We start from the raw sequence: 11,837 nt of genomic DNA, 5'->3' as shown, positions 1-11,837 counted from the left end.
GGTTTCAAATATGTCATAACAAAAAAGGACCGGGCGTGTGCCAAGCCCGGTCCTTGTCGTGGCGATTGGGGTCAAACCCCAAGGCCGAGGGTTAGGTGCCGAGAAGGCTCTGATCTTCAAACAGAGTATCGATAAGCTCGGCAATACCTTCGCGCAGGAATTGCTGAGTTTCGGTCCCGTCTTGCCAGTCCGCACAGGCCAGGTACGTGGGCGTTGTCATCTCAACCCCTTCGACCGTACGAATGACGATGCCGTGGGTTCGGGCGGCGATCAGACGCGCAATCAACTCACTGCTGAAAGCCACCGCTTTCATCGGCTGCACCATTTGGACTGTAAGGCTCGCAAATGGCGACTGGAACACTGGGTTCATCGAGACATTTGCCTGGCGGCAAAGCTCGTTCAGATCATGATAAGACGGATCGCTTTTGGTTGAACTAATAAAGCGGCATCCGTCGAGATCCTGAAGCGTGATGTGTTCCTTGCTGGCCAGCGGATGGTCTTCTGCCATCACCGCTACTTGTCGGAATTCATTTAGCTTTTCGTTGTTCAGCCCGGGATGGTCGATGGTCCGGCTGTGAAGCGCAAAATCGATATGACCTTGCAAAAGCGACACGAGCATTGAGCTTAGCGGGACAGAACTGACATAGAACTTCATCTCGGGATGCGTGACGGTCAGGTTGCTGAACAGAAGCGGCAGCAATTCGTTCACGATACTCATGCTGGCCGAGATACGCACCGTTGACAGCAGCCCGGTCCGCTGGTGGCTCAGCTGAGCTTGAAAGCGTTCAAGCTGCGCAAGAAGGGCTATGGAATCTTCCCTCAGAGCCTCTGCCCGATGCGTGGGATAGATCGCGCCGTTCCGCCTGACAAATAACGGGGCACCGATGGCGTCTTCCAGCGCTTTGACAAGCTGGCTGACTGCGGGTTGCGACACGCCCAGCTGCCGCGCCGCGGCCGAAATCGATCCGGTCGAGATCACGGCCGAGAAGGCTTCGATATGTTTCAGACGACGGATTCGGCTTGGACGTGGGCTCATTGGATTACTTATAGTTCTGTGCTGTTGGGCGACGGTAACACCGCCGCCCGAGCAGGTACAATAACAGCGCTTATGACGCCAGATTGAAGCTGAAGCGGGGCATGGCCGCCAGAAGACCCTGAGTGTAGGGGTCTTCCGGTTCGACCAGAACTTTGTCGCAGGGTCCGCTTTCGACAACATGGCCCGATTTCATCACCATCACCCGGTCGCACATCTGACGCACCACGGCCAGATCGTGGCTGACGAACAGCAAAGTCAGACCCAGCTGATCCTGCAGGTCCTTCATCAGGTTCAGAAGTTCCGCCTGCACGGTTACGTCCAAAGCCGAGGTCGGTTCGTCGCAGAAGATGAAGTCCGGCCGGAAGGACAAGGCGCGTGCAATGCCGATCCGCTGGCGTTCACCGCCCGAGAAAGCGTGCGGCATCTTCCGGGCCGAGGCGCGGGGCAGACCGACCAGCTCCATCAAATCGCCAGCCAACTGCAACGCATCAGACGCATTCAGCGCGCCATGCGCCTTGAGCGGATAGGTAATGTTCTCGCCTGCGCTCATGCGGGGATTCAGCGACGAGTAGGGGTCCTGGAAAATACACTGCAATGACTTGCGGTGTTCCAGCTTTTCCTCGCGCGTTTTCAGGTCCGCGATGTTGCGGCCACGATAGATGATCTCGTGCCCGGGGTCGGGTGTGTGCAAGCCCAGGATCATCCGGCCAATCGTGGATTTGCCCGAACCTGATTCACCGACAATACCCAGGGTTTCGCCGGGATAGACATCAAAGCTGACATCCGCGACGGCCTTGAACTCGGACGCGGCCTTCAGGGCGGTCGCCTTGTTCAGGAAGGTTTTGGACAGGTTGCGAATTTTCAGCAGCGGCTCGCCTTCTTTGCCACTGTCAGTCTTGCGCCCCATCAGATAACTGATGGCCCGTTCCCGGTCGGCTGCATTTCCCAAACCGCCCGGCACGGCAAAGCGCTCGATCTTGTGGTCGATCCTTGGGATCGCCGCCATCAATTCGCGGCTGTAGTCTTGCGTCGGGTGCTGCAACACCTGTTCGGTGGGTCCGGATTCGACCAGCTTGCCGTGGCGCAGAACGTAGACGTGATCGCACATTTCAGCCACCACGCCCATGTCGTGGGTGATGAGAATGATGGCGATGTTTTCCTGCCGCGTCAGCCGAACCAGCGTGTCCAGAACCGCCTTTTGCACCGTCACGTCCAGCGCCGTTGTCGGCTCATCCGCGATGATAAGGTCCGGCTTGGCGCAGATTGCGATGGCAAAGACGATCCGTTGGCACAAACCGCCCGAAAGCTGGTGCGGGTATTTGTCCAGACGTTCATCCGGCAATGGCACCTCGGCCTGTTTCAGCAGGTCAATGGCATAGTCACGCGCCGCCTTGCCGCGTTTGTCAGTGTTGGCTTCGATGGCCTCGATGATCTGCTCTCCGATGGTCAGCACCGGGTTCAGGGCCGTCATCGGGTTCTGATAGATATAGCCGACCTTGTTGCCGCGCACCTTGGCGTACATATGCTCTTCCAGATGCGACACCATTGTCTCTTCGAGCATGACCGAGCCCGTGTCGATGATGGCGTTTTCATCCAGAAGCCCCAGTGTCGCCTTGCCGATTGTTGACTTGCCCGCGCCACTTTCGCCGACCACGCCAACGATCTGGCCACGGTTCACTTCCATCGAGAAATTGTCGATGGCACGGAACACTTCACCGTCGGCCATGGGGTATTCGATGGTCAGGTTCTCGACCTTGATCAGGGATTGATCGCTCATGGCTTAGTCCTTTCCGCGCAGATAGGGGTTGGAATGGTCGCGCAACCTGTCGGCCACCACGTTGATACAAAGCACCAGCGAAACAAGCACGACACCGGGGAAGATGCTGATCCACCATTTGCCCGACAGGATATAGTCGTTGCCATTGGCGATCAGCAGGCCCAGCGACGGTTCGGTAATCGGTACGCCAACACCCAGGAAGGACAGCGTTGCCTCGGCCCCGATAGCGCCCGAGATCGACATCGGCAGAACCACAAGAACCGGCGAGATCGAGTTGGGGAACAGATACCGCCACATGATCCGCCCGTCGCTGAGGCCCGCCAACCGAGCCGAGTCGATATATTCTTTCTTCAGCTCGGACAGAGCGACGCCGCGGACAAGCCGCGCTTCGGTCGCCCAGGCCCCGATGATCAGCGCGATGATGACCTTGTCGATACCGGTCCCGAATACGGCCAGCACCATCAGCGCCAGCAGGATGCCGGGAAAGCTCATTTTGAGGTCCACAAGGCGCATGATGGCGGTTTCAACCCAGCCGCCTTTCATGGCGGCCAGTAGCCCCATGAAGACCCCGATGGCCGACCCGACAAGGACTGCGACCAGCGCCACGATCATGGAAATCCGCAGGCCGAAAAGCACGGCCGAAAAGATGTCGCGACCCAGCGCATCGGTACCCAGCAAGCTGAGTGTTCCATCCCCCAGTCGCGATCCGGGCGGCAACAGCCCGTCCAGAATATCCAGCCGCATCTGGTCGTAAGGGTCTTGCGGCGCGATCAGCGGGGCAAAGATGGCCAGCAGGATGAAGACAACGATACCGACGAGCCCGATCAGTGCCGCGGGGTGCCCGCGAAAGATCTTCCAGAACTTTTCGGAGAAGGTAGGTTCTTCGGATTTGCGGTCCGCCAGGACGCCCGCATCAACAGTGGTAGAAGTGGTCGACATCAGACAGCTCCTCAGGTGTAACGGATACGCGGGTCAAGCAGTGCGTAAAGCACGTCGACAACGAAGTTGATGGTCACGAACATCAACGTGATCAGGATCAGGTAGGCGACGACCACCGGACGATCCGAATTGTGGATACTGTCCAGAAGCAGCTTGCCGATGCCAGGCCACGAGAAAACGGTCTCGGTCACTGTGGCGAAGGCAATCAGGCTGCCAAGCTGTAGGCCGGTGATCGTCACGATGGGGATCAGGATGTTGCGCACAAGGTGCCGGCGGATGATCCGGTCGCGGCTGATGCCTTTGGCCCGGGCAAAAGTCATATAGTCCTGATACATCACCTCTTGCGTGCCCGAGCGTGCCAGCCGGGTCTGCATACAGATCGTATAGATCGCCAGGTTCAGGGCGGGCAGGATCATGTGTGACAGGCCATCGAGATTGAACAAGGACCAGTCGGCACTGAAAATCTCGGTCGTCTCGCCGCGCCCCGATGCGGGCAGCACCTGCAGCCACACCGAAAACAGCATGATCAGCAACACACCTTGCCAGAAGTTCGGAACCGAATAGCCGACGGTGGTCATGAAACTGGTCAGCTTGGTCGCTGGTTTTTTCTGGTTCAGGCCGGAATAGACGCCAAGCGGAATGCCCACGACAAGACCGATGAACATGGCCATGAACGCGACTTCTAGCGTGGCGGGAAGGCGCTCCAGAATCAGGTCCATAACGGGGCGGTTGTAGACAAACGAGGTTCCGAAATCGCCTTGCGCCACGTTGCCCAGAAAACTGAAATACTGCACCACCAGCGGGCGATCTACTCCCAGTTCCCGGGCCAGTGCGATCCGATCTTCGTCGGTGAAATCTTCACCGGCCAACACGGCGATGGGGTCAGACACCACATACATGCCGATAAAGACCAGAGCCGACATGATCAGGACGAGGATAGCGCTCTGTCCGGTTCGCCTCAGGATGAAATTGAGCATTTCTCGCCCCTCCCTTTCAGACCTTGAACCGGGGGCCAGAGACCCCCGGCGGTTTGTGCTTATTTGCGGCTTACGGTTGTTGCGCTGGTGCGCTCATCCTGCCGTCCTGTGACCTCCAGATCGGCCCGGTGGGCCCAGATTGTGTGCTGGTAGTAGAGCGGGATGCCCGGCATATCCTCGACCACAACCTTCATCGCCTCGGCGACATGCTCGTTGGCCTTGGCCTCGTCGATTTCCACCGCCCAGGCTTTCATCGCCGCGTCAAACGCGTCGCTTTGGTAGTTGGAGTAGTTGGACGCCCCAAGCCCCAGATCCTTGTCCCGCGACGCAAACGCGAATGAGATCATCTGAGCGGGTCCCTGCGGGTGGCCCCAGCCATAAAGGAACGCACCAAGCTCGCCATTCGACCGCTGACCGGCAAAGACCGACCAGGGCTGCGTTTTCAGGTTCACGGTAATACCGATCCGCGACAGGTACTGCGTGACGGCCTGCGCAACGCGGGCACCGTTTGCATAGCGATCCGACGGAGCGAAGAAGTCGATGGTAAAGCCGTTGGGATAGCCCGCTTCTGCCAGCAATTCCTTGGCCTTCTCGGGGTCGTATTCCAATTCCGGCAATTCCGGTGCGCCCGTGCGGTATTTCGGCGCGAACTGGTTGGCCACGGTGGCTTCGCCGCCGAACAGCCGGTCGGCAATGGCCTGACGGTTAATCGCCATCGACATCGCCTTGCGCACGCGGGGGTCCGCCAGCGGGGCGCTGCCGTCTTCTGCTGTCACGCCACCGGCCCCTTCGGGGTTCACGTCCAGAACAAGGAAGATCGAGCGCCAGGACGGCACAGCGGTGTAGGCCAGCTCGTCATTGGCTTCCAACCCGGGCAGGTCTTCAGTGGTTGGGTTTTCGATGATATCGAAATCACCCGCCAGCAGACCGGCAAGGCGCGCGCCGGCATTGCCGATGGTGCGGATTTCCACCTCATCCCATTCCGGAGCTTCGCCCCAGTAATTATCGTTCTTGACCAGATCGGCCTCGCCCGATTTGTCGAACCGAGAGATCTTGTAAGGCCCTGTGCCAATCGCCGCGTCGCCGTTCTCGAATTCGGCGCGGGTCGGGTAAGCCGTGACGCCGCAGTCGCCCTCGGCATCGTATTTGATCGGTCCCTCAGGAATATCCGCGCCCGAGGCGGGCAGGATCGACAGGAACTTCATCTTCTGGATCCAAAGCGGATAGGGCGCGCTCATCTCGAATTTCACGGTCTGGTCATCGACCGCCACCACGTCTGCAATCGGCCCCATCGAACTGGTCAACAGGTTACGCTTGCCGTCGATCAGATTCATCATCCGGCAGGCCGAATAGACCACATCCCGCGCGGTCAGCGGCTCACCATTGTGAAAGGTGACGCCGTCGCGCAGCTTGACTTCCAGAGTGGTTGGGCTGGTCCATTCCCATCCCGTCGCCAGAAGGGGGCTGTCATCCGCTGCAACCATCGCCTCGAACACATGCTCTTTGAGCGATGCGGTGGGCGTGCCCCCAAATGGGTACGGATCGATCGAACGCGGCGCGGATGCAAAGCCCATGCGCAGGGTTTCGGCGCTTGCCACACCGGGCAAGGCGAGGGTGGCGGCCAGCGCCAGTGCAGAGATGGTCTGTTTCATGGCTTTCGATTCCTGTTATCTCAGATTGCTGCTCGGGCAGGTTTTTGCCCCCGATTTTCGACGTAAGCTTTGTATTCCCGCAGGATCTCGGCGCAGTCGGCCTGAACCTTGTCAAAGTTCTCGTTCCGCTCGCGGGTGGCTTCGTTCATGTAGAGATCGCGGCGCAGTTCAACCTGCAGGATATGTTGGCCAATTTCGGGCCATCCATACCGCACCGTGATTTCACCGCCGACAAAACGCTTGTTGATGCCGACATCGTAACCACGCTCGCGAAACAGGCGGGCCATCTCTTCGGTCAGATCAGGCGCGCAGGACCCGCCCGAGCGGTTGCCGATATCCACCTGCGGGCGTTCCTTGCCGCCGCGGGCTTCGGCGTCAAAACGGGTCATCGAATGGCAGTCGACGATGTAAACTTCGTCATGCTTCGCGTGCAGCCCTTCCACCAGCGACGTCATCGTCTGGTGATAGGGAATAAAGTAACGCGCCAGTCGACCTTTTATTTCAGCCAAAGTCAGTTTGCGGTCATAGATCGGTTTGTCGTAGGCCTTGGACCAGAACAGTGTGGCCCCCGCAGCGACCGAGCCGGGCAGAAACCGCCCGTACCAGTTGTCGGGATCATCCAGCATGTTGGCGTCGATGTCGTGCTGATGCCGGTTCACATCCACATAGGCGCGGGGAAAATTCGCCTTGATCGTGGTCAGACCCAGATTGTGCCCCTCGGCAAAGATTTCATCCATGTACTTGTCGGATGGGTGGTCGACATCCGCATAGGTCAGGTCGCTACGATGGCCGAAATCGTCCGGGTACACGTCGCCGGAATGCGGAAAGGACAGCATCAGAGGGCTGTCGCCCTCGGTCACGGCAAGCACCGGATGTGCTATTCCATTACTTATGATCTCAGAGTTCAGGTGCATGGGATGGATAAACCTCTTTTGCGAATCCGCTCCACATACAACTACGTTCCGTGGTATCGGTTCGAAATCTTATTTTGCTACCGAAAGGGTGTATAAGAAAAGGTTATGGAGACGTGTTGCGCGTCACATATCCGTCTGGAAAAGGTCTGCTGCGTGCAGTTATTCTGGGGCGGATCTCTACGAACGGCATCCGAGTGGTGATCTTGTCCACCTCAGCGCCGCAGGCAGCCAGTATGTGTCGATCCGCTATACCGAGCGCTTGGCCAAGCCCGGCTTCAGCGCCAAGACGCTCAGGACGGCGCTGGTACTCTTGTCAGCAGTAGAATTGCTGGTGGAGAGATCGACCTCGAATTGATCCGTGAAACCCTCACAAGCGCACTTGGCATCTCGACCGATCATCTGCATGCGGATCACACATGTCACCGCCTCCTTCGATCTGCGCCGCCGCGATGTCGAGGCCAAGGTCATCGCCGGAGACATGTCACCTCCGCTCCGTGCTGATCCGCGCCCATGGCTGGGCCCGTGATCTGAAAGCCGGGGGGTCAGCTGATGGAGGTTACGCGTCGGGAAACCTTCCCGGCGCCTTCATCCGCACCCCGCGCTCAGCTCGCCTTTCTCCCTCCGAAGATTCAGGCCGCGCTTCTTGACGGCAGCCAGCCGCCCGAACTCACACTCAAGCGCCTGGTCAGCGTGACCCACCCAATTGACTGGACTGAACAGGAGCGTCACTTCGACTTCTGAAACCTCCAGATTCTGCTTACCCGATACAAGGTTCGCCCTCCCTGATCCATCTGCACAATTCCCTGTTGTCATGCGAGAATTCCCTGTTTCGATGTTTAGGAAATCTACCCCATAAGCTATGAAAAAATATGCGTTTATGACACAATGGGTTCTGAGTCATAAATCCGCTTCGCAGAAATTCCCTGCAAATCGATGGTTGTCAGGGAAATGCCACCCAAAACGTCCCCGACAAATTACGGCACTGAGACTGGGGCCTGAATTGTTCTATGAATGTACGGTTTACTCCACCTCTGATTGAAAGCGCGTACGCGCGGGAATTGCGCCACAAGTCCAGATCAGAAAACACAAATGAAATGAGGCAGGCATCAGTGGCGGGGAGACAGGGATTCGAACCCTGGGAACGCTCTCACGTTCAACGGTTTTCAAGACCGCCGCATTCGACCACTCTGCCACCTCCCCGCGTGGGGCCGGGTCTAAGGCGAGTTGATCACAGAGGCAAGCCATAAAGCGGGAATTCTTGCCGAACCGAGACCAGCAGTCTTTCCATGGCCCGGCACCCGCGTTATGATCTGCGGGAAAGACCGCATCAGACTGGCAACAAGAACCAGCGAACGGGCGGTGGGGCGCGGCCAATATGGCCTTGTCAGGCAAGGGATTGAGACGATGAAGCGAGCGACGGGCACACGCTTTGGGCCGCAGCGGCTGGCGGTATTGGCTGTGGGTTTGACGGCCCTGGCAGGGTGCGAGGAAGGGTTCGCCGCAAAGGAACCCCCGGCCGAGGAAGCCGCAGCCGACAGCGCCGACAACACCAATCGTTTTGAACTGTTCCCCGAGTCGACCAGCGGCCAGCAGCGCGATGTCGAAGCCCCCGGTGTATTTCAGGTGACCGAAGCCGGCTTGTGGGACGGACGGCCGTCTCTGGGTGGCATCTGGGTGGCACATCCCGATGTCGATCAGCCCGAGCGGGTGCTGATCAAGAACACCTCGAACAACAAATCCGTCACCGGTGCTTTGTTCCGCCGCGACCGTAACCTGCCCGGCCCCGCGCTGCAGGTATCGTCATCTGCAGCGGAACGGCTGGGGATGCTGGCCGGAGCCCCGACGCGGATCGAAGTCGTCGCGCTGCGGCGCGAGGTGATCGAAGAAACGCCGCCTCCGGTCGCGGAAGAGGCCCCAGACAACGATACGTCGACGGAAGTTACGGAAACGGCAGCGACTGATGCCACTGATACAGAGACTCCTGAACAGCCCGCCAAGCGCAAATGGTGGCAGAAAAAACCGGCGAGCGAGACCAACGCCGCTGGAGCCGCAGTTGCCGCAGGCGCGGCCACCGGGGCCGTTGTTGCCGCAGCGGCGGATGACGCAGCCGCTGCCAGCGGCGAGGCTGTTTCTGCCGCGACCGAGGGTGCCGACCTGACAGCCGCCGAAGCCGCCACGCCCGAGGAACCCGCCAAGCGCAAATGGTGGCAACCCAAACCAAGCGATGAGCCCGTAGCTGAAGCAACCACCGCCCCGCTGGCCGAAACCGGGACCGAGGCCGCCTTGGCCGGCACCCAGACCGCAGCCCTGTCCGACCCCGAGATCACGCCCCCCACCGAGCAACCGGCCAAGCGCAAATGGTGGCAGAAGAAAGATCCCAACGCGATCACCGAGACCCCTCTGGACCCGATCGCCGGTGCCGCAGCCGCCATCGAGGCAAGCGAGCCGACAACCGCCGCTGCGGCAGCCGCTGCTGCTCCGGCGGCGACAGGCGGATTGGCCAAGCCCTATATTCAGGCCGGGACATTCAGCGTCGAGGCCAACGCCAAAAGCGCCGCCGAGAAGATCCGCCGCAACGGGATGTCAGCCGAGGTTGCTGAGCTGAAAGGTGACGACAACACGGTCTGGCGCGTTCTGGTCGGTCCGGTCGCAACCCGCGCCGAACGCCGCGCCCTGCTGAGCGATGTCAAGGACCTCGGCTTTACCGACGCCTTCACCGCCAGGAACTGAAAACAGGAGGCCCATAATGCTGTCTGCGCTACGATCCACAAGCCTCGCCCTTGGGCTGTCCTTGCTGGCCCTGCCCGCCTATGCGTTCGATACCACCGCACGGGCCGCTTATGTAATGGACCAGAAAACCGGCACGGTGCTGTTGTCCAAGGACGCCGACCAGCCGCTGCCTCCGGCGTCGATGTCGAAACTCATGACCCTCTATGTCGCGTTCGAAGCCCTGCGCGACGGACGGCTGACACTGGACGAAACCCTGCCCGTCTCGGAACACGCCATGAGCTATGGCGGCTCGACCATGTTCCTGAACACGCAGGACCGGGTCCGGGTCGAGGACCTGCTGCGCGGCATCATCGTGCTGTCGGGCAATGACGCCTGCGTTGTGATCGCCGAGGCGCTCAGCCCCGACGGGACCGAGGCCGGGTTCGCCCGCTTCATGACCCAGCGGGCCGAACAACTGGGCATGAATAACTCGAATTTCGCCAATTCCAACGGCTGGCCCGCCGCGGGTCACATGATGTCGGTGCACGACCTGGCCATTCTTGCGGACCGCCTGATCACTGATTTCCCCGAATACTACCCCCTGTTTGCCGAAGAAGTGTTCGAGTTCGATGGCCGCGCGCCCTCGAACTCGCGCAACCGCAACCCGCTGTTGAAACTCGGCATCGGGGCCGACGGCCTCAAGACCGGTCACACGCAAGAGGCCGGGTATGGTCTGGTAGGATCGGCCAAACAGGGCGACCGCCGGGTTGTCTTTGTCCTCTCGGGTCTCGACAGCACCGCCAAGCGGGCAGAGGAGGCTGAGGCCGTGGTTAACTGGTCGTTTCGAAATTTTGTCGAGAGGACAGTTGCCAAGGCAGAAGAACCGGTAGCGCAAGCCAGACTGTGGATGGGGGCTGAAAAGACCGTGGGGCTGGTGCCGGAAGAAGACCTGACCCTGCTGTTCCCCGTCTTGGGTGAAAAAGACATCAAGGCCGAAGTGGTCTATGACGGCCCGATCAACGCGCCGGTCGCAAAAGGCCAGCAACTGGCCGAACTGGTGATCCAACCCGAGGGCTTGCCGGAAATCCGCCGCCCCCTGGTGGCCGACAGGGACGTCGCGCAGGGCGGGTTTGTCGTGCGCATGATGACCGTGGGCGGCATCGTTCTGAAAGACTTCATCGACATACCGCTGGAGCAAATGTGACCCCACGCGGAATGTTCCTGACCTTTGAAGGCATTGACGGATCAGGCAAGTCATCGCAGGCACGCCTGCTGGCCGAACACCTGCGCGCCCAGGGGCACGAGGTTGTCCTGACCCGCGAACCCGGCGGCTCGGCCGGGGCCGAGGAAATCCGCGCGCTGGTGCTGCAGGGGGACCCGGACCGCTGGTCCGCCGAGACCGAGATTCTGCTGTTCACCGCCGCCCGGCGCGACCATCTGGAACGGACCATCGAGCCCGCTCTGGCCGCAGGGAAGGTGGTGATCTGCGACCGTTTCGCCGACAGCACCCGCATGTATCAGGGCCTGTCACGCGGTGATTTGCGCGGGATGGTCGATCAGCTGCACGCGCTGATGATCCAGCGTGAGCCTGATCTGACCCTGCTGATCGATATGGACCCCGAAACAGGTCTGTCGCGCGCAAAGGGACGTCAGGGCACAGAGGAGCGCTTTGAGGATTTCGGGCTAGAGCTGCAACAGAAGATGCGCGCCGGGTTTCTGGCGCTCGCAGACGAGTTCTCCAACCGATTTCACGTTGTTAACGGCAACCGAGACATGGACAGCGTCGCGCAGGATGTGACAGATATCGTTACAACAGCCCTGCGATGAACGAGA

General features: G+C 59.9%; 11 protein-coding genes and 1 tRNA gene. 5 read left to right on the top strand and 7 right to left on the bottom strand.

Annotated elements, in window-relative coordinates; genetic code table 11:
* Window positions 1–91: 91 nt before the first annotated feature.
* The 6 genes from ACR1XV_RS11745 to ACR1XV_RS11720 form a co-directional block, all read right to left on the bottom strand.
* On the bottom strand, window positions 92–1,036 hold the full coding sequence (locus tag ACR1XV_RS11745) for a LysR family transcriptional regulator (RefSeq protein WP_480531460.1): 945 nt from the start codon (window positions 1,034–1,036) through the stop codon (window positions 92–94).
* Between the two features lie 70 nt (window positions 1,037–1,106).
* Window positions 1,107–2,813: a dipeptide ABC transporter ATP-binding protein gene (locus tag ACR1XV_RS11740; protein WP_480531458.1), complete on the bottom strand. Its 1,707-nt coding sequence runs from the start codon at window positions 2,811–2,813 to the stop codon at window positions 1,107–1,109.
* 3 nt (window positions 2,814–2,816) lie between these two features.
* Window positions 2,817–3,752, bottom strand: a complete 936-nt coding sequence (locus ACR1XV_RS11735; RefSeq protein WP_480531456.1) for an ABC transporter permease — start codon at window positions 3,750–3,752, stop codon at window positions 2,817–2,819.
* An 11-nt stretch (window positions 3,753–3,763) separates the two neighbouring features.
* Window positions 3,764–4,729 (bottom strand): ABC transporter permease, encoded by a 966-nt coding sequence (locus tag ACR1XV_RS11730; protein WP_480518669.1) that lies wholly within the window; start codon window positions 4,727–4,729, stop codon window positions 3,764–3,766.
* Window positions 4,730–4,788: 59 nt separating this feature from the next.
* Window positions 4,789–6,381: an ABC transporter substrate-binding protein gene (locus ACR1XV_RS11725; protein ID WP_480531453.1), complete on the bottom strand. Its 1,593-nt coding sequence runs from the start codon at window positions 6,379–6,381 to the stop codon at window positions 4,789–4,791.
* 20 nt (window positions 6,382–6,401) lie between these two features.
* A complete protein-coding gene (locus ACR1XV_RS11720) occupies window positions 6,402–7,295 on the bottom strand; it encodes an N-formylglutamate amidohydrolase (RefSeq protein WP_480531451.1) in 894 nt (297 codons plus the stop codon).
* A gap of 403 nt (window positions 7,296–7,698) precedes the next feature.
* On the opposite strand from ACR1XV_RS11720, the gene ACR1XV_RS11715 reads away from it, so the two are divergent.
* Complete coding sequence (locus ACR1XV_RS11715) at window positions 7,699–7,821, top strand: hypothetical protein (RefSeq protein ID WP_480531449.1); 123 nt, start codon at window positions 7,699–7,701, stop codon at window positions 7,819–7,821.
* Window positions 7,822–7,844: 23 nt separating this feature from the next.
* Entirely contained in the window at window positions 7,845–8,036 is a 192-nt protein-coding gene (locus tag ACR1XV_RS11710; RefSeq protein ID WP_480531447.1) for a hypothetical protein, read from the top strand.
* A 369-nt stretch (window positions 8,037–8,405) separates the two neighbouring features.
* On the opposite strand, the gene ACR1XV_RS11705 is transcribed toward ACR1XV_RS11710, so the two are convergent.
* A tRNA-Ser gene (locus tag ACR1XV_RS11705) sits at window positions 8,406–8,495 on the bottom strand.
* A gap of 204 nt (window positions 8,496–8,699) precedes the next feature.
* Here ACR1XV_RS11705 and ACR1XV_RS11700 point away from each other — a divergent pair.
* The 3 genes from ACR1XV_RS11700 to tmk are packed head-to-tail and all read left to right on the top strand — an operon-like array spanning window position 8,700 to window position 11,831.
* Window positions 8,700–10,025: an SPOR domain-containing protein gene (locus ACR1XV_RS11700; RefSeq protein WP_480531445.1), complete on the top strand. Its 1,326-nt coding sequence runs from the start codon at window positions 8,700–8,702 to the stop codon at window positions 10,023–10,025.
* 16 nt (window positions 10,026–10,041) lie between these two features.
* Entirely contained in the window at window positions 10,042–11,208 is a 1,167-nt protein-coding gene (locus ACR1XV_RS11695; protein ID WP_480531443.1) for a D-alanyl-D-alanine carboxypeptidase family protein, read from the top strand.
* 11 nt (window positions 11,209–11,219) lie between these two features.
* The gene (gene tmk / locus ACR1XV_RS11690; RefSeq protein WP_480531471.1) at window positions 11,220–11,831 is read left to right on the top strand and encodes a dTMP kinase; all 612 of its coding nucleotides are present in this window, start codon (window positions 11,220–11,222) and stop codon (window positions 11,829–11,831) included.
* Window positions 11,832–11,837 lie beyond the last annotated feature (6 nt).

The sequence above is a fragment of the Ruegeria sp. AD2(2025) genome, assembly GCF_056542385.1.
The sequence above is the reverse complement of the archived record's forward strand: the minus strand, read 5'-3'. Positions and strand labels throughout refer to the sequence as shown.